Consider the following 22,590-nt stretch of genomic DNA (forward strand, 5'->3'; position numbering starts at 1 on the left):
ATGCTGCCTCCGGCTCCGCACAATTTTGTTCAGGGCCGGCGAAGCCGGTACTTTGCTCCCCGGTATTCCAGTATCAGCTCATTTTTTGTGGCGCTGATCAGCCTGTATTCACCCTCTGATTCCTCCGTGAGACCTACGAGTTTTTCAGGACGGCCTGCCATAAGGTAGTAAACAGGACGGCCCTGGATTACCGCTTCTCCCACGTAGCGAAGGGGAGGGAGAGGGGGAAGCGGTGAAGCGGGTTCCGGTGATGACGCTTCGCGGGTCTGCTCTTCAGGTGGCTTCGGATCCCTGGGACGGGCCGGAATGGGCCGGACTTCAAAGAGATGTGAAAGATCATCCGGCGTAGAGTGCTGCCAGATTTGTGATGACGGAACCTGTACCGGTGTTTTTTTTCCATGCATCTGTGGCGGAATAACAGGGGGCTTGGAATCCGGCAGGGGCAGCAGGAAGCCCGCTGTAATAAAGCCTGCCGCGATAATCAGCCGGATAGCAGCTTGTTGAAATTTCATTCTTTTGCCTCCGGAGATTTTGGGCCCTGCACAATATCGAAGGCAATATCCAGCTGTCCCGGGGTGCTGCTGGCGCTGATCATGAGACTCGTAACATTCCAGCAGGAATGCTCCTGTGAAAGTTCCTGTAAAAAGCGGAGAAGATCTTCGGCGGCGGCGTTCCCGGCAAAGGAGAAACCCGGGACATCCTTCCGACTTTCTCCTCTCTGTCCTGTCAGGGGACGGTAACGGCGGACCCTTACGGAATGCACCTGCAAAAGTTTCAGTACCGACTCGCCCAGGGAGTACGCGTCGGGGGAGGACTCGGCGCTGACAGATTTGAGGCGGGCGGCAAGGGCGTCGCGTTTCCGACGCAGGACTACGGGTGAGGCTGTATCTGTGCTGCGCGCCGTCGTTTGAATAAGCTCCCGTTGCGCTGCGATGCTGCCGCTGACTTCGGTATAGCGCAGGTAAAAACGGATAAAGCCTGCGGCAGCAAGAGCGATCAGGGCGGTGAAAAGAAGGATCTTTATGAAGAGCCTCTCCCGTCTGGTCAGGGAGGGTTTACCGTTTTTATTCATTCGTCCTCCCGTTCCGTTGTGAACCGACCAGCCGGAGTAAAACAGCCGCTAAGCCGATAGCGGGAACGATATGGACCCTCAGGAGATTCCTGAAGGATGCGCACCTCCTGGAAAACGATATCGGTGAAGCCGGACTCCCGGGAAAGGGCATCTCCCAGTCCCAGGGCGCTTTCCCGGGAATCGTCGCTGCTGAGTTCCAGGGTAAAAGCGTCTCCCCGGGTAGTCAGGTTTCGGATTCGAGTCCCTCGGGGCATCAGGGGGACAAGGCGGTTCAGAAAAAGCCACGGGTCAATATGCGCTGCTGTTTCAGCCTCCTGCAGCCGGTTTTCCAGCGCTTCGATCTCTGCTTTGAGTGCGGCAGCCGTCTCGATGCGCTCGTTCTCGTCCCGGGTAAGGCGGGACAGCACGGTGAACTCGGCTTCCCGGTCGATCAGGAGGCGCTCCCCGTAGATCCCAAGCCCCGAGAGGATGGCAACACCGGTAAGAAGGGCTCTGATACCCAGGGACATTCGGGTATTCTGCTTTACGCTGAAGGCGCCGCGATACCCCTTTATACTCTTTTGAATCCTTGTAGCGGCGGTGAGGGGAGAACAGATCTTCCAGCTGTTCCTGTCAGCCTCGGGGTAGACACTGTCTGCAGTCTCCGCCGGCAGGGAGGAGAGGCGGTAGTTGTCGTCCGTATCCCGGATCAGGCTGTCTTTCAGAGATCCGCTGTATTCCAGCTCCAGGCTTTGCCCCCGGCGGGGGTACCCACGGTCGATACAGTGAAGCAGGGGGACGTACACGATTGCCTCCGGCTGAGCGCCGCGGATTTCTTCGATCTCCCGCCGGGAGACAAGCACACTCAGAACAGCTCCCGAGGTTCCCGGCAGCAGCCTGCTTTCCCAGAGAATGTCCTCCATGGAGCCGGGGTAGAGTTCGGGCAGCCGGAACTCCACGGCCCTGAGGCGTTCTGATTTCTTGAGACCGGGAAAAACCGACAGCACCAGACGATAGCTGTCTCGGGGGAGCAGGACTGCACGTTTCGGCAGACGTGAGCTTACCATGGCAGTACCTCATAAACAGTACGGTACTCCCTGTGCAGCTCTCCCTCAGGACCCCGCTTATCGGGAATACGGGCGACTACCCGGATCAGGCGGGACGCATCTTTTTCCACGCTGATTTGCCAGAACCAGGTGACAGTCCCCATATACGCGAAAAGCCGATTCTGCTCTTTCGGGAGGATGATGTTTCCTCCCTCATCTTTCTCCTGTACCGGAATCATGTCAGGGAGTTCCTCCTGCAGTATGGCCCGGGAACCCCGCAGGGAGCTGATCTCCCGGGCAACGGCTTCCGGGGCTGTCACCCGGAAGGCAGGGTAGGAAATAATCTGTTTCAATACCCAGTCCGGAGTAAAATGTATGTTGACGGAAGGAAAGGCATTGATGCAGGGAAAAACCCGGTCGAACCAGTGTACCCCGACAAACTCTTCAAGCTCTTCGGGCTTGACCAGGGTGACTGTCCTGCGGCGTTCCCGCAGTTTGTGGTGAAACTCTTCCGCCGCAGCTTCGTTCCCGGTTATCTCGGCGAAGACTTTTTTCAGGCTGAACTCGTCGGCGGTGTTGATGTTCCAGTATCCCCGGGAAGTCGCGTAGTTTGCAAGGAACTCCTCCTTGAAGACGTTACCGAAGCGAGCCAGGATATCCACGGCAAAACCATCGTCCTCCCGGTCCTGCTGAAAGGCGTCGGCTCCCATTCCCGGCAACAGGAAGGAACGGACCTCTGTTTCGCTTATCATCTTTGTGTTCATGGAGTTTATGGAAAAGCGGCTGGAGATATCCTCCAGCGTAACAGTGCAGCTCTCCTCGCTCTCCAGGAGAGCTATATCGGTAAAGACCGCACTTCCGGACCAGTCCGGTTCAGACGGATCCAGTTCCTCAAGGAATTCCTGGACGGAGTCGGCAATTTTTATCATCTCGGCGGACTTTTTGGTGGAATCTCTGAAAGAGGCAAGCTGCCGCCGTTGTGTCCAGGCCATGGAAGCCGCGGAGAGGGTGAGTCCGGTGGAGATAATCAGTAGCACGAGGGCGACTGCTGTAATGCTGCCCTCGTCGGCGTGTTGCCTGCTTCTCACCGGGAATCCTCCATAAGGGAGTGTGTGCCGAAGACAACGCAGATTTCCGGGAGTCTCCCTTCGGTATCCAGCAGCAGGCGAAAGCCGCCTTCTGCTTCCTGGTTTGCTCCCTCAAATCGGGGAGTCCAGGTTACGGGAAAGCTGAGACGGGAGAGCTCGCCGCCGCAATTGACACGAAGTTCTCCCGATCCGATTTCAAGATGCAAGGTATTTTCCCTGACTCCGTCGAGCCAGTTAACTGTGAGGGACTCAGGGAACAGAGCCATATCCGGACCTTCCGTCCACCAGGGCCCCTGAATCCGGGCAGCCATGAGCCTGAGTTCACGGTCCAGCAGCGCCACGGAGGCACTCTCCCTGCTGCCTGAGCGGATAGTAAAAGGAGCTCTGAAAAGGCCGAGAACCAGCACCGCCAGGGCTGAAGCGCTGATTGCAGCGATAAAAAGGGCGGCGATGGTTTCCATGTAGCTGAAGCCTTCGTCTCCGCGCCGGGATGAACTCCTCATCGGGAAGCCTCCCGGGAGGAAGGGCAGGAGATTTCGTTACGCCTGGACACAAGGGTATACAGTCCCTCCTTACTTGAGGCGGAATCCCGCAGGGTTGCGGCAAGGAGTGTACCCAGGGGAAGAGCGAGAAGGGTAATCAGGGCCAGAGCGAGAAGAGCGTCCAGCAGGGCGTATCCTTCCTCGTGCTTGTGCTTCATTGTCAATGGCTCCAGCTCGCGATATCCGCGTCCTCTCCTTCTCCTCCCTCTGCGCCGTCGGCCCCGTAGCTGACAATGCCGTAGGGGAGTCCATCAGGTCCCGGTACCTTGTACTGGTAGGGATTCCCCCAGGGGTCTTTTTCAAGGGGTTTTTCCAGGTAGGGACCGTTCCAGGAGTCCGGTATCGGCGAGGAGGCAGGTTTTGTAAAAAGGGCCTTGAGCCCCTGGTCCTGGGAAGGATAGCGGCCGCAGTCAAAAAGGTAGGCATTCAGGGCCAGGTTAAGGGCTTCGATCTGGTTTCCGGCGGCCGCCTTCTTCGCCGTGGCGATGTACCTGAATCCCATAAAGCCTACAGTGGTGGAGAGGGTTAATACAATTGCCAGTACGATGATGGTCTCGATAAAGGTCCAGCCCTCATCCCCTTTTCTCCCTGCTGTGTTCGTTCTGCCTGCATCAGCATTTTCTTTGCCGGATTTCGGTAAACGTCGTATCATCTCTGGTCCCTCAAATCTGCTGAAAGTAAAATCAGAATAATTCCCCGAAGCCCGAAAGCAGGGGAAGCACAAAAACAACAACCCCGGTAAACAGCAGGGCGCCGGTCAGGATAATAAGGAGCGGTTCGGCGAGACTGCTGACCCGGGTAAGAAAGGTTTCGTACTCTCCCTGGTACCAGGTTTTGAGTCCGGTAAAGACCTCCTCCACCCGTCCCGTGCGTTCTCCCAGGGCGAGCCAGCGAACCAGGCGCGGAGGGAACACCCCGGAGGATTCAAAGGCCGCTGAAGGACGCTCTCCCCGGAGAATGTTTTCCCGTGCCTGACGGAGTCCGGCAGAAAATGCCCGATTCTCCGTTACATCCGCCGCCTGATACAGGGCATCCTCCAGACTGACCCCGGAGGAGCTGAGTACCTCCAGGGCAAAGACCAAGTTGACCGTGTCTCCCAGAGACGCGAGCCGGCCGGCCAGGGGCAGACGCAGCAGAGCGCGGTCCGAGGCAAGGCGGAAGGATCCGGAAAACCTCCGAAGGAGCAGTACGGTCAGTCCTGCTGAAAGCCCCCCGCCGACGATTGTCCCCGACAGAACTGAGAATAAGCTCATGCGCCCGGTGATCAGAAGCATCTGCTCAGGACTCTGGCCGAGACCGGCCAGGATTTCTCCCATCTTCGGGGCGACGAAAATCAGGAGCGAAAGGCTTCCGATTATTACTGCCGCCAGCACCACCGACGGATAGAGCAGGGCGTTAACGAACTTGTCCTTGAGTTCTTTACGGGTTCGCAGATAATCCGCCAGGCCCGGGAGCACCTGGGCCAGGGAACCGACCTTTTCTCCAACCTTGATGAGACCGGAATAGATCCGGGGGAAGCTCAAGGATTCCGCAGTCCCGGAAAAGGAGTCTCCCCGTTCAAGTCCGGCGGCAAGCTCTTCCACAGTCCTGCCCGCTTTTCCCTTTGTATAGATGGTACGGGCAATCTCAAGCCCCTCTTTAATATCCAGGCCCGAGCGGTAGAGCAGCGCCAGGGTCTGGGTAAGTTCCAGTACAAAGCCCGCGGGAGGGGATGATATTCTGCCTGTTCCGTGTTCGCCTGCTGCGGCATCGAGCTCTTCCACCGTAAGGAGCACACAGCCGTTCCGGGGAATCAAGGCCGCGGCATCATAGCGGGAATCCGCATTGACAATTTTGACCCGCCGGGCTCCTGAGCCCTCTGCGTAACGCAGGCGATAGACCGGCATAATCAGAGTACCCCCGCCCGCTGCAGTTCTTCGAAGGATGACAGCCCTTCCGCAGCCAGGGTAAGTCCCCGCTGCTTAAGGCCGATCATTCCCTGTTCCCGCAGGTGATGGTCGAGGGCTGCGGATGTGCCGGCGGAAGCTATTATTCCGGCGGCTTTCCGGTCTACCATAAAGAACTCTGCCGCAGCGATCCGCCCGCGGTATCCCTGATTGTCGCAGTCCGGGCAGCCGGAAGCGTAAAACTCCTCTTCAGGGCTGGTGAGTCCCGCCCTGTGGTAAAGCTCCGTGTAAAAATCGCCCATGGGACGGGAGCTGCGGCAGGCGGGGCAGAGCCTGCGGGTAAGACGCTGGGCAATTACCCCCCGCAACACCGCAGCGATCAGGTAGGCTTCGACTCCCAGGTTGATGAGCCTGCTGACCGCAGAAACCGCGTCGTTGGTATGCAGGCTCGAAAGGACCAGGTGTCCGGTAAGGGCCGCCCGGACCGCGAGCTCCGCCGTCTCGGAATCCCGGATTTCTCCCACCAGGATTACATCAGGGTCCTGCCTGAGCACCCGGCGCAGCAGGGTACTGAAACCGAGGCCGATGCGCTCATCCGTCTGGATCTGGTCCACCCCGTCAATCAGATATTCCACCGGGTCCTCGATGGTGACGATCTTTATTCCTTCGCTGTTGATACTGCGCAGCATGGCGTTCAGACTTGTGGTTTTGCCGCTTCCCGTGGGGCCTGTCACCAGAACCATGCCGTGGGGGTTTTTTAAGAGCTCAGCGATGCCGGCAAGACAATCCTCCGGCAATCCCAGATCCGTCAGGCTGAAGGCCGAATCATCGGCATTGAAGATCCTCAGGACAATGGATTCCGCCCCGGCTCCGGCGGCGGTGGGAACACAGGAAACCCGGATGTCCACATTGCTCCCCGCCATGTTTACCGTAAGGCGACCGTCCTGGGGACGTCGGCGTTCCATGAGGTTGAGCCCCGCCATGACCTTGATGCGGGAGGCGAGCCCGGAAAAACGCTCCGCCGGCAGGGTCTGATGCACCCGGAGCACGCCGTCTATGCGGTAGCGGACAATGGTTGTATCGGCGAAGGCCTCAAGGTGTATGTCCGAGGCCCGCCGCCGGATGGCTTCGATGCAGATGCTGTTTACCAGGTTGATGACCGGCGCGTCGGAAGCCAGGGCCTCCAGGTCGAGTTTATCCTTGTATCCTGAATTGACCGGGCCGGCGGACTCATCGTCGCCGGAGCCCATAAGGCGCCCGAGCCAGGCGGAAAACTCGGCGGAATCCAGCGTTTTTACTGTAATCGGCTTCCGGTGAAAATCGCGCAGGATACGCTGCAGTTCGCAGGTGTCCCCGTCAACGGCGCCGACTGTTACGCGGCTCTCGTCTTCCTGCAGTTTAAGGACCCTGTTGGCGCGAATAAATTCCCGGCCGTACTGCTCTTTACCCCGGGGAAGAGGGGCGTAGGCAAGGAGTGAGACCGTACCATTCATTGAGAGTCCTCTTCAGGGGAGGAGAAATACTTCGCGTACAGGCGCCGGGCCTCGGCCATGCGGCTGAGCTTCTTTTTCTCCGGATATTCCACATGGGGCACCACGTAGATGACCATCTCCGTGGTATCGGTGCTTTCGCTGCGGCTCTGAAACAGGCGCCCCAGAAGGGGAATGTCCCCCAGGATAGGGGTTTTACTGATGGATATGTCCTGGTCTTGCTGAATCAGGCCTCCGATGACCACGGGCTTGCCGGAAGGACTGCGCACGTGGGTGGAGACGACCTTTTCCGTGGTTGTCGGAGGATTGGTGGTTGACGACTCCGAACCCTGGCGGCTGACGGTGGCGGAGATCTCCATGGTGATCATTCCGTCCCCGGAGACCCAGCCGTTCAGGTTGATAATAAGACCGGAGGTCAGCTCCCGGGTAACCCCCGTGGATTTGAGCTCCCCGGTGTCGGAATCGATTTCGTAATCCCGGTAGCGGTATGTATTGGTATTCTGAAATTTCAAGGTCTCTCCGGATATCCCGTTCAGGGTTGTGTCCGCCATAATGCTGGCCCTGGTTTCGCTCAGGGAGAGGCTCAGGTCCACAGCGAAAAGATAGCCGAAGTTGGAGACGATATCGAAGTTCAGATTCAGCAGGGAACCGATGGAACCGAGAAAGGTGGTCTCGTCGCCGTCATTGGCAACCTTGTTCTCGTAATTGGTGTTCCAGTTTAGGCCCTGTCCCTCCTGGTACTGGACCACCAGCAGGTCGTAACGGATCTGGGGAACCGGACGGTCGACAAGGGCCAGCTGCCGGAGGAACTCCTCTTTTCTGCTCTCCGGGCCCGTGTAAAAGACCAGGGTCGGATCCACGGTGGCGACGATCTCTTCCTTCGCCGCCGCCGGAGGAAGGGACTTGATAAGAGTCTCCGCGGTAATATACTTAAGCTGCACCGGAAAGTGCCCCGGGGGTGTATCCAGGGCGGCGAGGTAGGCGGAGAAATCCTCCGCCTGGGCATCGCTCACCGGCACGATAAACGAGTTCGTTCCGGGCAGAACCTTAGGTCCCAAGGCGGAAAGTCGCGGAGGCAGCAGATTCAGGGCGTCCGTAACATCCGCGTAGCCCAGGTCGAATCGGCGGTAGCTTACGTGCTGCAGGGGCCTGTCCAGGGAACGGATAAAGCTCTCCAGGGGGCCGATCTCCTCCGGGCTGCCCCGTAGAATTATGGTATTGGACTCGGTGTCCGCCCGCATAAGGTTTGCCGCCGCCAGATCCGGGGGCAGGAGGGCGGAGACCGACTGGGCCGGAAGGTGTTCCAGGGGGAGGGAGATGGTGGTTTTGAGTTTTTTCAGGACGTCCCGCCGTTGAATCTCGAAGATATAATAGATGCCGCCGGAAACCTGATAATCACCGTTGGCCTGTTCCAGTACCAGACGGAGCAGCTCGCTGAACTCCTTGTCCTCGAAACGGAGTTCCTCCAGCACAGCGTCTCCCCGCATCAGCAGGCTGTACTCCTCTCCTTCGGCGCTGAAAAGATCCTTTAAAAGGTCCCGAAAACGCACCCGTTCCAGATCAAGGCTGTACAGCCCCTCGTTATTGCGGGAAAGGAGCTGACCGCGGCGGGAGGCAGGTTCTCCTGAAGCTGTACGCCGGATATAGAAATAGTCATCTTCTGTTTCCAGTTCATGCTCCGAAAGCCGGGCAGTAAGGACCTCCAGTGCGGCGGCCGGAGACAGGTCGTCGATGTGGATTGTAAGCCGTTCATTAGGCAGAGCGTCAAACAGCACCGTTTTGCCCATGGCCCGGGAGAGAGCCCGCAGCAGCAGCCGGAGTTCAACATCCTCTCCGTGAAGGCTGACTGTTCCTGCCTCTTCGTTCCAGCGGGCATCGATGCGGGAGACGTAGATAAGCCCGTCCCGCCTGATGCCGTAGAGCTTATAGGTATCCAGGAAGACCCGCAGGGCGGTATCGAAATTCATGGTGCTGAAATGGTAGCTGGCGCTGCCGGAGACCGTCTCGTCGGGGATAATGGAAACCTCCCCGATGTCTGCCAGCACCATGAGGATATCGGTGATCGGCTGGTTGCGGAAGGAGAGGCGGTCGAGCGTGAGGGGGGCTGCGCCAGTTGTATCCAGATCCTGAGAGAACCCAGGGATGAAAGAAAAAACAATAATTATACTTACTATTCGGTATTTCCAATTCATATCAACAATTTAAGGATTGACGTTATCAGGTATAGTGCCAGAAAGATTGATGGAAGTCAAATCGTAAAATGTGAAAAAAGGAAAGATTTGGGTAATTATAAAAAGTAAAAAAATCTTGTGATATCACAAAACCAGTGCTACTATTATGTCCAGAAAGTTTATTTAAGGAGATTGATATGATCGGAGCCGGTGAAGCCGTCATTCTTGGCGGGGTGTTTATTCTTATCTTTGGGGCCTCCCAAATTCCGAAAGTCGCTCGATCCGTTGGAGAAGGCATTACGGAGTTAAAGAAATCTATCCGGGAAGCGAAGGATATCGATCTCGATGATCCTTCCCTGGGCGATAAGACGAAGAATAATTAACAATCGTTTTATATATGTCCCAGTGTTATTCTTCGGTGCGTCCTGTTCGCAAGGTCATGCCTTTTTGGGACCATGTTTATGAACTACGTAACCGAATTGTTCTGGTTATTACATGCTCTGCTCTTTTCTCGGTTGTAAGTTACGTTTTCTACCCTGATGCCGTTGTTCTGATTCAGTCTATTTTGCGGGAAGAATTATACGTTACCTCAATAACTGAAGGATTCCTGACTCGGCTGAAAACAAGTCTGCTTTTTGGAATTTATTGTTCCATTCCTCTCCTTGGTATTCAGATCTCGTTGTTTGCAGCTCCTGCTCTTTCCGGCTCCGAACGTTTTTATCTTGTCGCCGTGTTGGTCTCGTCTTTTATTCTGATGTCTGCGGGTCTCCTTTTTGCACTTAAGGCTGTTCTGCCGATAAGCCTTAGATTTTTGCGTTCAGAGGTGTTTTACCCAGGCGATGTCAGCAGACTGCTTTCTTATACGCTTTATCTGCAGTTCTTTTTTCAGTTTATAATAGGTTTTGGTCTGTTCTTTCAATTTCCCATTGTAATAATTATGCTTCTTAAATTTAGAATTATTGATACTTCTTTTCTGCTCAGGAATTTTAAATACTTTATCGGCATAATCTTTTTGGTCTCCGCAGCTGTTACTCCGCCGGATATAGTATCCCAGATTTTACTGGCCCTTCCAATGACACTATTGTACGGGGTGTGCATTGTGCTTGGAAAGGTCTTTCGAATGGATGATTAGAATGTTTGGTATTGGATTTGGTGAATTATTACTCGCCTTGCTGGTGGTTTTTCTGGTATCCCCCAAGGACTTTCCAAAATTCATGAAGAAAGCGGGAGAGTTTATTGCTACAGGAGACAGAATCCGTAAAGAGATGTTCGCTTTGCGAAACGAGGTAGTGTCCATAGCGGAAAATCTGGAGATTGATGAAGAAACCGTAAAAAAGAGAAAAAAAGATAATCAGGAAGAAGTCAATACGAAAACGGAGAATGGATGAATGTTGCGCAATCCCTGGATATACATTACGGAAGCGTGTAATCTCAGATGTAAATATTGTTTTAATCCCAATAAAGTATTGAGTCGTGCAAACACGATTACATTATCGAACTTCAAACAAATTATTGAGAATATCCTGTTCTATTCTGATATCTCTGAAGATATGCCCTTGCGGATTGTTTTATTCGGCGGAGAACCGACCTTATATCCGGAATTGTTGAAGGAATTGATGGACTATGCCTATGGACGGCTTGAAGGGAAGGTTCAGTTTCATTTAATAACCAACGGGACAAATATAACCGCAGTCGGAGATTGCATGATTGAGTACAGTCAGAAGTCTGCTTTAAGTATACAGCTTTCGATTGATGCTGCTCCGGAAAATCTTACGCTAAGGGTCGGAGATGATAAACGACAAATCTATGAAGACTCGTTAAGAAAAACATTTGATTTTCTGCTGGATAACTCGATCAGGTTTTCTATTCGAGCAACCCTATCCCCGGAACAAGTTGAAGATTTATGGGAGAATTTCAGGTATTTTGTGTCCGTCTATGATGAATCCGACAAAATTACATCCAATATAACTTTTTCACCTGATTTTCTTACTGGAAAGTGGAGCGAAGATAATTTCTCTCGTTTAGATGAACAGGTTGATAAAATTGTTTCCTGTATTACTAATGAATATGTAGAGAAAAAAAGGATCTTACACGAAACAAATACAAAAAGAGCATTTACTAATCTTTACCGGAAAAAAAACAAAACTACACCATCGCGGCGTACCTTCTGCGGCTTTTCCAATAATCTGTTTTCAATAGCTCCCAACGGCGATGCATTTGCCTGTCATCGGGTATATGAGAACACGCGTTTACAGTTTGGCAATTTTCTTGATGGAACAATCGATATCGCGAAATTCAACGGAATCTATGCTGCATATAACAACGCCCAGTTTATACGACCAAACAAACGAATAGGGATAGAGAAGTGCAGTGACTGTGAAATACAATGGAATTGTGCATCTGTATGTCCGGCCGAGAATGCACACAGCACCAGCAGCGCTGAAATCGAGTATGAGTGTGATTATGTGATGTACCGTATGCAGAAATCCTTTGCTGTACATGTTGAGAAGTATATGACTTCTCTGCTGGAAGATGAAGAATATAAAAAAAGAATGGTTAATTAAGGGAAGAGTGATTTGATGGTTATTCAGAAAATAGACTTTCGGACCTTGGATAGGGAAAACATAAAGACAATGGTTACCAGGATCGGGAATAACAAAAAACCTGTTTGCAAACATATTCTAATGATATCCGTAGCGCACCCGGCAGATTTAACAGGCTTGGGAACAATATCCGGTCATTTTTTTAGAAAGATTTTAGAGATCCCGGCAGGACATTTATCTGCTGTTTCCAATGAACAGCTTTCTGGATTCGACGAAAGTGTGATCAACTGCTTCGGCATGGATGACGTCGCAGAGATATCCAGGAATGATCTATTATTCTCGAATAATGTTATTTCAATTGTATATAAAGGAGACATCTCTTCTGCTGAAGCGGTCGTCACCGTTCTTGATACTTTCGAGCACAAACCCATCAAATCTCTGATAATTGAATCGGAGAAGGTCTGCCGGGACCACAGCGATAAACAGAAATGTATAGAGAATATCTTGAAAAAAAAGGATTGGCTATCAACTATCGATTTTCAATGCTGGTATCTGAACGAACTGGTTCCGGCAAAATGTGTCTTCCTGGAACAGGCTGACCTGGAAGTGTTTATCAATGGTGAACGTGCTGTTTGCCCACGCCTAACAGATGAAGGTTTTGTGCACATCACTAAATCTGAAGTCGACACGTTAAAACGCAAGCTTATTGTAGCACGACTGGAACAGTATTTGATGATGCAAAAAAGGTTTTCGTGCATAGAGTGCCGTAAGGTATTTGGCACGGTATCTCATACGATGCCAGTAAATTTAAAGGAGTGTATTTATGAAAAATGAAAAGGAATCATCGGATAAAAGTCAGGATATCGATCAGAATATTGACAGACGAGAGTTTCTATCCATTAGTCTAAAGACGATACTCGGTTCCTCTGTTGGCATTGCATCGTTTATTTCAACAAAAGATACGTTATATGCAGATGATAGAGGCTGCGCTGACTACTGCGGAGGAGATTGTATTACCTATGGGAGCGGAGGATGTACGTGTGATGGGGATGATGACAGTTGCAATGACAGTTGTGATGATTGTTCTTCCGACTATTCAGAAGAAATAGCCGAAGCTCAAGAAGCCATAGCCGCTGCGGAAGAGAAAATTGAAGACGCACAGGCGGCTTATGACGAGGCGATCGCCGCCGGTGATGAAAGGGCTGTGCAGGCAGCGCGGGATGAAATCCGGGCAGCTGAGGCTTCCCGGGAAGAAGCCGCTGAACGGGTAAGCGAAGCAGAGGCAAAGCAACGGGAAGCCAAGGAAGCCGCCGCACAGTTTCGGGCAAAATTGGCTCAGACCCAGAACCAGGCTAACAGTACCGTTACCGGCGATCCGGTACGTATAGCCACAGGGGTGTTCCATACGGAAGTAACTGACCTGTCAATACCGTATCTCGGTTCAAACATTACCTTGCAGCGTCAGTATGAAAGCGATAAAACCTACGGTAAATCTTTCGGTACCGGCTGGAACTTCTCTTACGATACCCGCATCATCCTTGGTGTGGACCCTGATGCTGCTGAAACTGCGGAACTACTGACAGGATTCGCCGAAACTCAGCGCAGCGACTACTATCAGAGGCAAACCGGTCTTGCTGGCGCAACAAGCTCCATGAACACGGCCAAAACAAAGGTCGATGCCGCCCAGGCTACGATTGCGGCTGCACTGCAGTCAGCCCAGACCGCCCTGGCCAAGGCTCGAGCATCCCACAGCTCATCGCTTATTGCACAGGCCCAGGCGCTGGTGAATCAGATTTCCGGTTCCGGTGGCTTGACCGGCCAGGCGGCTGAGGTTGAAACCAGGGTCGATGCTGTTTTGACCGAGCTTGCCGATTCAGACGCGACTCTGGAAGAGCTGGATACGCTATGCGTGGAGCTGGAGAATCTTGCATCGGATGCTAACGACAGAAACGACTATGCAAGTGCAGCTGCGGAACGAAACCTCTACGTAACCGACGGAAACGAACCGCCTTCCTTTCTCAATACCGGCAACGGTACCTGCACCTGGGTGGATCAAAGTGGAGTTCCCCATTATTACACTCTTGACAAGGCTCCGGACTACAGTAGTGATGTACAGTATACGGATGGCAGCAGAAATTACTTTCCCCAGGGCGCCCTCGGCATCCCCCAGCTGCCTATCGATGACGTGTTGCATCTGAACTCACACGGAACATGGACCCTTGTGCGCAAGGACCTGCATCATTTTGAGTTTTCGTTTCTCGGGTTGCTCAGCTCGATCAGTGACGCCAACAATAATCAGCTTGCATGTACGTACAGCAAGGGTTTGCTGTCCGTGATAAATGATGATTTTGGGAGAACGATCAGGATAACACGGAGCGGAAAAAAGATCTCTGCAATAATATCACCCGAAGGGTATTCCATCAGTTTTAGCTATAACCTCGACGGAATGCTTGCATCCGTTACCGACCCTGAGGGCGATACTATATCCTACGAATACGACGGTTCGCTTCTTACCGCTATTGTCAAACCGGATGGCAAACGACGGCGATATATCTATGAATCCCTGTCCGGGACCATGGTTGTTAGCCAGGCAATCGATGAAGAGGGCATGAGCGAATATTTCCGCTATTACCCTGCTTCCGGCTACAGCGAATATGAAAACGCTTCCGGTATTGTTGAACGACACTACTACAACGAGCGCAAGCTGGAAACAAAGGTCGAATACGGTGACGGCGGGACCATCTCCATGGAGTATGATGAGAACAACAACCTGATCAAGCGTACCAACGAGGTCGGTGAAACCTATCATTTTACCTATGACGGGCGACGTAACCTGATTGAGTCGATTGACCCACAGGGTCATGCCCAAAAATGGACCTATAACGACATAGACAAGGTAAGCTCCTATACTGATCGCCTGGGACGGACTACCGGCTATACCTACGATTCGAAAGGCAATCTTATCGTGCAAGAACTCCCCGACGGCGCTGAAATACATTACGAATATAATGATCGAGGACAACGTACCAAAACCACCGACCCCCGCGGCAATTCAACCCTGTTCAGGTATGATTCCCATGGCTACCCGGCATCGGAAACAAGCCCCGACGGTACAGTTCGCCGTTTTAAGAACGACCTAACCGGGAATATCCTGGAAGTCACCGATCAGGCAGGATATACAACCACCTATACCTACCGCAAAGACAAAAAGCTGGTTTGCCTGACCGATCCGGAAGGCAACACTGAAACCTACGAGTACAACAAGCGTAAAGACCTTGTAGCCAAAACCGACAAACGCGGCAATCGTACAGAGTTTACTTACGATGGACGGCATCTATTGATCAAGGCAACCAACCCCCTGGGGGAAACCGCAGAGTACAGCTATCGGGCCGACGGCAGGATGATACAAAAACTCATCGATAAAAAAAGCACCACCAGCTACACTTATGATTCCCGCGGCAACCTGGCCTCCGTAACGCAGCTGGAAACCAACAGCACCGTCCGTTACGAATATGACGCAGCCCAGCGCCTTACCAAAGTAACCGACCCTAACGGAAACGCAACCTGGTACGACTACACCCTGCTCGGCGATATCGCCAGAGAGGAAAACGCCCTGGGTAACATCCGAAGTTTTACCTACGACGCTGAACAAAACCGTACCTACCAGACCGACTTTGCCGGAAACACAACAGAATACCGCTATGATGTCCGTAACCGCCTGACCGAGTTAATCGACCCCGACAACAAACGGGAACAGTATACATATGACCTAACCGGCAACCGCACCGCGGTAATCGACAAGAACGGCAACACTACGGTTTTCGAATACGACGCCCTGAACCGGCTTATCAAACAGACCGATCCCTTGAACAACACAATCAGGTATGAGTATGAGCCCAGAGGCTTGGTGAGCAAGCGGACCGACCGGAACGGCGGAACCGTTCTGTTTGCCTACAACTCCCTCGGCACAATCGTAACCGCCACCGACCCTGCAGGCAACACAATCGAAACCACCTACAACGAGACCTCCCAGCCCCGTACCCGGAAAGACCGGAACGGTAACATTACAGCTTTCGAATATGACTCCTTAAACCGTCTGATTATAACCCGCGACCCCTACGGCCACGAAACCAGGCGCAGCTACAATTACCTCGGCCTTGTCGCCGCCATAACCGACCCCCTGGGCAACACCCGTACTTTCGACCATGACCCTGCAGGCCGCCTGGTAAAGACAACTGACCCCTTAGGTGGAACGAAACAGTATACGTACGACCCTGCCGGCAACCTTATTTCGTACCAGGATGAAATGAAGCGGGAAACCGGCTATACCTACGATCAACTCAATCGACTGAAAAGCAGCACCAATGCCCTGGGAGAAAATTACAGCTACACCTACGATGTTAACGGCAACCTCATAAGGGAAACCGACCCGGAAGGCAGCGCCTACCAGTATGAATATGACAAACTGAACCGTCTGAAAAAAGAGATAAACCGCCTGGGCGCAGCACAAACCTACACCCGGGACCCGGTCGGGAACCTGCTGAGCAAAACAGACTTCAACGGAGATCTCACCGCCTATACCTACGACCCGGTAGACCGCCTAATAAACACAAGCTTTGCAGACGGCAGTACCAAAATCTACAGCTATGATGCTGAGGGCAACCTTACCTCAGCCGAGAACCCAGAAAAGCAGCTGGCCTTCAGCTATGACCCGGTAAACCGCCTGAGTGAAGTCTATGACTCCAGCGTCGACGACACCGTACGCTACACCTATGATGCCGAAGGCAATCGCCTCTCCACTCACTGGAACGAGGGCAACCGCACCATAAACCGCAGCTACGGTAAAGCCAACGAACTGTTAACCGTAACCGATCCCGACGGCACCACCACCGCTTTTACCTACGATGCCCTGCTGCGGGAAACCGAATGCAAACGTCCGAACGACGTGGTAACAGAAACAGTCTACGACCCTGCAGGAAGGATAACCAGCATAAAGAACTTCGAAGACAAACACTGGCGGGATACCCTCTTAAGCTCGTTTGCCTACCTCTACAACGCTGCCGGGGAACGTAGGCATCAGATAGATGAAGAGGGGAACATCGAAACTTACCAGTACGATGCAGTGGGACGCATTGCCGAAGCTCAGTATCCGTTCAACAGCGGAAAACCTGCCGAAGACTTTGATCAGCGCCTGCGTTTCGGCCTCTATCCTGAAGAGGGGAGTAGTAGCTCTCATAACCACGGACATGGACACCACAACGACGAGCGTTACACCTTCAACCTGCCCCGAACCCCGGACAACGACTTTATCAACAAGCTCAAAGATATTGCCGAACCCCAGGAAGAGGTCTTCCGGTACTACCGGAAAAAGAAAAAGGATTACCACCCGCGATGGCGCATTCAGCCCGGTGACGGTGCAACCCGGTTTGCCGCGCGGCTGTCTCTGGATCAAACTTCGCGGGAACAACTCCGAACAGCCTATCAGGACCTGACCGGCAGCCGCAGGCACTTCGACGCAGACCCGTGGGTATGGACTGAAAACTTTACCTACGACAGCAGAAACAACCTCACCAGCAAAGCCAACGGCTGGGGAGCCGTACCCTTCAGCTACAACGCTGCCAATGAGTTAACACAAGCCGGAGAGAGAACCTACACTCATGATGCCAACGGCAACCTTACCCGGGAAGCCTTAAATGAGGTAAGCGCCGACTACAGCTACACCCCGGAGAACCGTATCGAACAGATAGAAACCGAAATTGAAGCCTTCATGAGTCACCACTGCGATGGTGAAACCGGGGTACGCTATACCTATGATTCCCTGGGACGGCGAAGCTCTCGGACGGCCTATACAACCAAGAGTAATCATGGCTGGCACAACGAGATTGAGTGGAACAAGGAATCGAACCAGAGTTACCTCTATGACGGTCTGTCTTTCAATGTATTAGCAGAATTAAAAGACACCCAGTTTAGGGTGGACACTCACGGAAGAACTCATCGCCGCACCTCACGTTACCAGTGGCAACCTGTTAGTGAATACCTCTACGGCAATGGGAGCAGGCTGATCAGTAAAACCGCCTTTGCCACAAACGAACGCTTCGGCAATCGCTACCCCCGTCATACCGACACAGACTATTATCTGCAGGATGTGTTGGGATCGGTAGTCGGGATTACCGATGAACGGGGGAACCAGACGGAGGCCTACAGCTTTGATGTATGGGGCAACCACTATGATCGACCCAACCAGACAAACAGCACTCATACCGATGCTGGCTGGAATGCGTTGCCGGCCACGTTATTCGGCTTCAACGGGAAGAAGTTTGATCCGAAGGTCGGACTGTATGATTATGGTTTCAGGGATTATAAGCCTGCCATTAACAGGTGGACCACCATAGACCCAATACGCGCGGGGAAGAACTGGTACGCCTATGTGGAGAATGATCCGGTGAATTGGGTTGATTTGTGGGGGTTGCTGCCGGAGGTGGGAGGGACTGGTCAGGTTGATGATCCGTTGGAACGAGCAATTATTGATAATTTAGACTTCGATGAACCTGGTAGCAAGTGTGATGAATTTTGTACCGAAGTTATGGATGATGCAGGCTTGACTCCCAATGATTGGCCTGATCCTGATGATTATAAAGTTGGTGAAAACCCTGAAGATATACCTAATTATATTGATCATTATAGTAGTCAGACACAAGATGTACCAAATACTGGTGCAAACGCAGTGATGATGGAAACCGGTCACCCAGCAGAGCATATGGGTATTGTAGATGTTGAAGAGGATGGTTCTATTTCGGGAGCTCATTATAGTGGTGGAGAAGTCGAACAATTCGAATATGACAATCAAAATGATTTTGAAGACGCTTTTGTATATGAAGATTTTCATTATCTTCCTTTGGAGTAGACTTATGAAAATATGGAAGAGTGCATACATAATTTTAGTTATATTATCCTGTAGCTGTAGTGTTTTCCCTCAAAATGATCTGAGAAGAATAAGATTTGAATTTGAAAGCTCAACTGGATATTTGAATTCAGATTTAGGGGTTGTTATACCAGCACAGTTTGATTCCGGGACAGATTTCGTCGATGGTATAGCAGTAGTAAAAGATGAGAAAGGCTATCATGTAATAAATGAAAAAGGTGAAATTGTTTTTCGTACAGAGGCGGATTACGTTGAAAAACCAAATAATGGAATGATCCTATTTAAAATGGATGGAGTATATGGTTTTTATGACTACACTGGTAAAGTAAAACTAGAGGGATATTTGCATGCAAAATCGTTTAGTGAGGATTATGCAATAGTAAGAACAACACAAAAAGCATATTATATAAACAAACATGGCGAAGATGTTTTTCCAGATTTGGTTATATCAGGAGGAGGAAATTTTTCTAATGGGTATGCTGTTTTTTGGGTCAAAACAAATGAGGGCATACAAAAGGGGTTAATAAATAATAGTGGAGAGATTATACTTCCACCAAAGTTTACTATTCTGGGTGAGTTTTCAGATGGGTTGTGTGAAGCGTCATTTAATGACAAAGTGGGGTACATCGATTTAAGTGGAAGATTCGTTATTCCACCTAAATATAATTATGGTTTCGCTTTTAATCAAGGAATTGCTGCAGTTCAATATCGTACGTTCGAAAGAAAACAACCGTTCTATCCATTCTGGCGACTTATTAATAAAAGTGGTGATATAGTAAAGGATTTATCTGAAGATGTTGTAGTGTTTTCTGATTTTATTGAAAATTATGCAATAATTGGCGTTTTTGACAACACGCGAGAAAAAATGCTATACGGATATTTAAAAAAAAATGGGGAAACATTAATCAATCCGATATTTGATGACGCTGATGTTTTTCATGATGGCTATGCAGTCATAGAGTACAAAGGTCGTGATGCACTTCTTGATAAATTTGGAACAATTATTTATTTGAGGGATATATTAAATCCTCATGTCACTTCGCGGTAACCGAAACGATGAAAATATTCTTACTGACTATTTTAGTAATAGACACGGAATAGTCAGTTTTATAACGACTTTATTTAGTGTGCGAGGAATAATTTTAATGCTGTTCAACAAGCACCGGCATAAAGGTGAAAAAGTTGCTAAAAACTTGTGATCATTGACAGGTAAGAGAAAGGAAGAAAATCTGGAGAAAGAACCGTCGGGGTAGGCGAAAAGAATACGTTTACTTCTGACGTTTCTTTCTTCCTTATTTCCGCGTATTCGCATACAACGCGATTGGCGCGGATAAAGAATGTGGATGCAAATAATGGTATGGAAGTTGAAAGTACATGAAGACAGAACCCACCGCGTTGGAGATTGCCGGCAAGGGATTGGAGGGGCGCCGAAGGCGGACCCCGCAGGGACTGAAAGGTCCGAGGAGGCCGGAGCGATAGCGGAGCCCCGGAAAGCCCGGTCCTGCACCTACTTTTCAATGTTGAAAAGTAGGTGCAGGGATGCCGCCAGACAGAACCGCGCAAATCCGAAAAAAAATCCGTGCGAATCCGCGGTATCGACCTAACCGGCAACCGTACCGCGGTCATCGACAAGAACGGCAACACTACGGTTTTCGAATACGACGCCCTGAACCGGCTTATCAAACAGACCGATCCCCTGAACACAACAATCAGGTATGAGTATGAGCCCAGAGGCCTGGTGGGCAAGCGGACCGACCGGAACGGCGGAACCGTTCTGTTTACCTACAACTCCCTCGGCACAATCGTAACCGCCACCGACCCTGCAGGCAAGACAATCGAAACCACCTACAATGAGACATCTCAGCCCTGTACCCGGAAAGACCGGAACGGTAACACTACAACCTTCGAGTACGACCCCTTAAACCGTCTGATTATAACCCGCGACCCCTACGGCCACGAAACCAGGCGCAGCTACAATTACCTCGGCCTTGTCGCCGCCATAACCGACCCCCTGGGCAACACCCGAACTTTCGACCATGACCCTGCAGGCCGCCTGGTAAAAGTAACTGACCCCTTAGGTGGAACGAAACAGTATACGTACGACCCTGCCGGCAACCTTATTTCGTACCAGGATGAAATGGAGCGGGAAACCGGCTATACCTACGATCAACTCAATCGACTGAAAAGTACTACCAATGCCCTGGGAGAAAACTACAGCTACACCTACGACGAGAACGGCAACCTGAGGGCGGAAATCGACGGCGAAGCGAAAGCCCACAGCTATGAATACGACAAACTGAACCGCATTATACAGGAGATAGACCGGCTCGGAAACACCCAGAGTTACACCTACGACGCGGAAGGGAACATCCTGAGTAAGAAAGATTTTAACGGTGATCAGTCAGAATACTTCTATGACAAACTGAACCGCAGAATCGAAACCCGTTTTGCGAACGGAGAGACCAAACGTTTTGAATATGACCCGGCAGGCAACCTTGTAGGCGCGGAAAACGGCGAAAAAGCCTTGAGCTTCGCCTATGATCCGGTAAATCGTCTGACAGAAGCAAGCGACGGCCTGCTGAACGAAACAACCCGCTACGCCTACGACCCTGCCGGGAACCGCATCCGCGCCGAAAGGAAGAAGGCCAATCGCATAACAACCTACACCTATGGAAAAGCGAACGAGCTGCTCTCGGTTACCGACCCGGACGGCAAAACCACCGGCTACCGTTACGACGCCCTTGGACGCGAAACGTATAGAACGACCCCGAACGACGTGGTAACAGAAACAGTCTACGACCCTGCAGGAAGGATAAGCGCCATAAAGTCCTACGAAAAGAAGCGGGGACACAACACGGTCCTCTACTCCTTTGCTTACCTCTACAACGAAGCGGGAGAGCAGACATTCCGGATAGACGAAAAGGGCGAGGTCATGAGCTTTGCCTACGACGAAGCGGGACGCATAGCCGAAGTGCGCTACCCCTTTGAAAGCGGGAAGCCCGAGACCGACTTTGAACAGCGGCTGAACTTCGGCCTCTATCCTGAGGAGAAAACGAGTACGTCCAGAGGAAACAAGCGGCATGGGGATGGTGACGAAGGAATGAGCTTTGCGCTGCCGCAGGTAGACAATGACCACGAGCTTAAAGAACGGCTTAAGGAACGTTCCGTCCCCAGGATGGGGGTCTACAAAAAGTACCGGGGATTATCGTCGCATGAACATCCCCGCTGGCATGTGACCCCGGGTGAGGGAGCGACGCCCTTCGCGACCAGACTGAACCTTGATCCTGAAACAAAGAACCAACTCCAGGACGCCTATCGGGAGATCAACCCTTACAGCCGCCGTTTCAACGACCATCAGTATCAATGGACCGAGACTTTCGGCTACGATACACGAAACAATCTTTCTACAAGCGCCAACGGCTGGGGGAGGGTGGACTACAGCTACGATGAAGCCCACCGGCTAAAGCAGACAGGAAACAGAAACTACCTGCATGACAAAAACGGCAACCTGATAAAAGAGTACCTGGGCGAAGAAGACGGCCCCCTAAGCGCTGACTATACTTATACGCCGGAAAACCGCATAGCCCAAATCGAAACACACTTCGAAGGCTTCCTGCCCGGACAACTGGAAGCCGACAGCGGAGTCCGCTACACCTACGACGCCCTGGGCCGGCGAAGCTCCCGGGCATCCTACCTGAGCAAAAGCTATGGTTTCAGTAAACAACTGGAATGGAACAGGGAGAGTACGGAGACCTACTTATACGAAGCCCTGAGCTTTGACATCTTGGTGGAATATCGAGATACTGAGTATGAAGTGAACCGACGAAGCAGACACTTCTTCCCATCCTTCT

At 51.7% G+C, this 22,590-nt stretch carries 18 protein-coding genes; 8 read left to right on the top strand and 10 right to left on the bottom strand.

Annotation, left to right across the window (positions count from 1 at the left end; all coding sequences use genetic code 11):
* Positions 1–29 precede the first annotated feature (29 nt).
* The 10 genes from B4O97_RS17060 to B4O97_RS17105 are packed head-to-tail and all read right to left on the bottom strand — an operon-like array spanning position 30 to position 9,151.
* Entirely contained in the window at positions 30–512 is a 483-nt protein-coding gene (locus B4O97_RS17060; RefSeq protein ID WP_083052720.1) for a hypothetical protein, read from the bottom strand.
* Positions 509–1,072: a hypothetical protein gene (locus B4O97_RS17065; RefSeq protein ID WP_083052721.1), complete on the bottom strand. Its 564-nt coding sequence runs from the start codon at positions 1,070–1,072 to the stop codon at positions 509–511. Before B4O97_RS17065 ends, B4O97_RS17060 begins: the two co-directional genes overlap by 4 nt.
* Positions 1,069–2,118 carry a hypothetical protein gene (locus tag B4O97_RS17070; RefSeq protein WP_083052722.1) on the bottom strand — a complete coding sequence of 350 codons (1,050 nt, stop codon included), beginning with the start codon at positions 2,116–2,118 and terminating at the stop codon, positions 1,069–1,071. The genes B4O97_RS17065 and B4O97_RS17070 overlap by 4 nt, the downstream gene beginning before the upstream one ends.
* Positions 2,112–3,185, bottom strand: coding sequence for a hypothetical protein (locus tag B4O97_RS17075; RefSeq protein ID WP_083052723.1), 1,074 nt, complete (start codon positions 3,183–3,185; stop codon positions 2,112–2,114). The genes B4O97_RS17070 and B4O97_RS17075 overlap by 7 nt, the downstream gene beginning before the upstream one ends.
* Positions 3,182–3,688, bottom strand: coding sequence for a hypothetical protein (locus B4O97_RS17080; RefSeq protein ID WP_083052724.1), 507 nt, complete (start codon positions 3,686–3,688; stop codon positions 3,182–3,184). Before B4O97_RS17080 ends, B4O97_RS17075 begins: the two co-directional genes overlap by 4 nt.
* Positions 3,685–3,885 (bottom strand): hypothetical protein, encoded by a 201-nt coding sequence (locus tag B4O97_RS17085; RefSeq protein WP_083052725.1) that lies wholly within the window; start codon positions 3,883–3,885, stop codon positions 3,685–3,687. Before B4O97_RS17085 ends, B4O97_RS17080 begins: the two co-directional genes overlap by 4 nt.
* A 2-nt stretch (positions 3,886–3,887) precedes the next feature.
* Complete coding sequence (gene gspG / locus B4O97_RS17090) at positions 3,888–4,379, bottom strand: type II secretion system major pseudopilin GspG (protein WP_083052726.1); 492 nt, start codon at positions 4,377–4,379, stop codon at positions 3,888–3,890.
* A 31-nt stretch (positions 4,380–4,410) separates the two neighbouring features.
* Positions 4,411–5,613 (bottom strand): type II secretion system F family protein, encoded by a 1,203-nt coding sequence (locus B4O97_RS17095; RefSeq protein WP_083052727.1) that lies wholly within the window; start codon positions 5,611–5,613, stop codon positions 4,411–4,413.
* 2 nt (positions 5,614–5,615) lie between these two features.
* On the bottom strand, positions 5,616–7,106 hold the full coding sequence (locus B4O97_RS17100; protein WP_083052728.1) for a GspE/PulE family protein: 1,491 nt from the start codon (positions 7,104–7,106) through the stop codon (positions 5,616–5,618).
* Positions 7,103–9,151 carry a hypothetical protein gene (locus tag B4O97_RS17105; protein WP_158084371.1) on the bottom strand — a complete coding sequence of 683 codons (2,049 nt, stop codon included), beginning with the start codon at positions 9,149–9,151 and terminating at the stop codon, positions 7,103–7,105. The genes B4O97_RS17100 and B4O97_RS17105 overlap by 4 nt, the downstream gene beginning before the upstream one ends.
* Positions 9,152–9,471: 320 nt before the next feature.
* Here B4O97_RS17105 and B4O97_RS17110 point away from each other — a divergent pair, with 320 nt between their 5' ends.
* From B4O97_RS17110 to B4O97_RS17145, 8 genes are all read left to right on the top strand, one after another.
* On the top strand, positions 9,472–9,657 hold the full coding sequence (locus B4O97_RS17110; RefSeq protein ID WP_083052730.1) for a twin-arginine translocase TatA/TatE family subunit: 186 nt from the start codon (positions 9,472–9,474) through the stop codon (positions 9,655–9,657).
* A 35-nt stretch (positions 9,658–9,692) separates the two neighbouring features.
* On the top strand, positions 9,693–10,406 hold the full coding sequence (gene tatC / locus B4O97_RS17115) for a twin-arginine translocase subunit TatC (RefSeq protein WP_158084372.1): 714 nt from the start codon (positions 9,693–9,695) through the stop codon (positions 10,404–10,406).
* A 1-nt stretch (position 10,407) separates the two neighbouring features.
* Positions 10,408–10,662 carry a hypothetical protein gene (locus B4O97_RS17120; protein ID WP_083052732.1) on the top strand — a complete coding sequence of 85 codons (255 nt, stop codon included), beginning with the start codon at positions 10,408–10,410 and terminating at the stop codon, positions 10,660–10,662.
* The gene (locus tag B4O97_RS17125; RefSeq protein WP_083052733.1) at positions 10,663–11,838 is read left to right on the top strand and encodes a radical SAM/SPASM domain-containing protein; all 1,176 of its coding nucleotides are present in this window, start codon (positions 10,663–10,665) and stop codon (positions 11,836–11,838) included.
* 69 nt (positions 11,839–11,907) lie between these two features.
* Positions 11,908–12,651 (top strand): hypothetical protein, encoded by a 744-nt coding sequence (locus B4O97_RS17130; RefSeq protein ID WP_143305794.1) that lies wholly within the window; start codon positions 11,908–11,910, stop codon positions 12,649–12,651.
* Positions 12,641–18,721 carry an RHS repeat-associated core domain-containing protein gene (locus tag B4O97_RS17135; RefSeq protein WP_083052735.1) on the top strand — a complete coding sequence of 2,027 codons (6,081 nt, stop codon included), beginning with the start codon at positions 12,641–12,643 and terminating at the stop codon, positions 18,719–18,721. The genes B4O97_RS17130 and B4O97_RS17135 overlap by 11 nt, the downstream gene beginning before the upstream one ends.
* A 4-nt stretch (positions 18,722–18,725) precedes the next feature.
* Positions 18,726–19,787 carry a WG repeat-containing protein gene (locus B4O97_RS17140; RefSeq protein ID WP_158084373.1) on the top strand — a complete coding sequence of 354 codons (1,062 nt, stop codon included), beginning with the start codon at positions 18,726–18,728 and terminating at the stop codon, positions 19,785–19,787.
* Positions 19,788–20,318: 531 nt separating this feature from the next.
* Positions 20,319–22,590, top strand: a 2,272-nt coding sequence (locus tag B4O97_RS17145) for an RHS repeat domain-containing protein (RefSeq protein ID WP_158084374.1), incomplete at its 3' end; no start/stop codon positions are given.

This window comes from Marispirochaeta aestuarii (assembly GCF_002087085.1).
Lineage (GTDB): Bacteria > Spirochaetota > Spirochaetia > JC444 > Marispirochaetaceae > Marispirochaeta > Marispirochaeta aestuarii.

Bases quoted from the DNA above. Each gene is read 5' to 3' on its own strand.
- B4O97_RS17060 (WP_083052720.1), bottom strand. From the start codon at position 512: ATGAAATTTCAACAAGCTGCTATCCGGCTGATTATCGCGGCAGGCTTT.
- B4O97_RS17065 (WP_083052721.1), bottom strand. From the start codon at position 1,072: ATGAATAAAAACGGTAAACCCTCCCTGACCAGACGGGAGAGGCTCTTC.
- B4O97_RS17070 (WP_083052722.1), bottom strand. From the start codon at position 2,118: ATGGTAAGCTCACGTCTGCCGAAACGTGCAGTCCTGCTCCCCCGAGAC.
- B4O97_RS17080 (WP_083052724.1), bottom strand. From the start codon at position 3,688: ATGAGGAGTTCATCCCGGCGCGGAGACGAAGGCTTCAGCTACATGGAA.
- B4O97_RS17085 (WP_083052725.1), bottom strand. From the start codon at position 3,885: ATGAAGCACAAGCACGAGGAAGGATACGCCCTGCTGGACGCTCTTCTC.
- gspG (WP_083052726.1), bottom strand. From the start codon at position 4,379: ATGATACGACGTTTACCGAAATCCGGCAAAGAAAATGCTGATGCAGGC.
- B4O97_RS17095 (WP_083052727.1), bottom strand. From the start codon at position 5,613: ATGCCGGTCTATCGCCTGCGTTACGCAGAGGGCTCAGGAGCCCGGCGG.
- B4O97_RS17100 (WP_083052728.1), bottom strand. From the start codon at position 7,106: ATGAATGGTACGGTCTCACTCCTTGCCTACGCCCCTCTTCCCCGGGGT.
- B4O97_RS17105 (WP_158084371.1), bottom strand. From the start codon at position 9,151: ATGGTGCTGGCAGACATCGGGGAGGTTTCCATTATCCCCGACGAGACG.
- B4O97_RS17110 (WP_083052730.1), top strand. From the start codon at position 9,472: ATGATCGGAGCCGGTGAAGCCGTCATTCTTGGCGGGGTGTTTATTCTT.
- B4O97_RS17120 (WP_083052732.1), top strand. From the start codon at position 10,408: ATGTTTGGTATTGGATTTGGTGAATTATTACTCGCCTTGCTGGTGGTT.
- B4O97_RS17125 (WP_083052733.1), top strand. From the start codon at position 10,663: ATGTTGCGCAATCCCTGGATATACATTACGGAAGCGTGTAATCTCAGA.
- B4O97_RS17130 (WP_143305794.1), top strand. From the start codon at position 11,908: ATGGTTACCAGGATCGGGAATAACAAAAAACCTGTTTGCAAACATATT.
- B4O97_RS17135 (WP_083052735.1), top strand. From the start codon at position 12,641: ATGAAAAATGAAAAGGAATCATCGGATAAAAGTCAGGATATCGATCAG.
- B4O97_RS17140 (WP_158084373.1), top strand. From the start codon at position 18,726: ATGAAAATATGGAAGAGTGCATACATAATTTTAGTTATATTATCCTGT.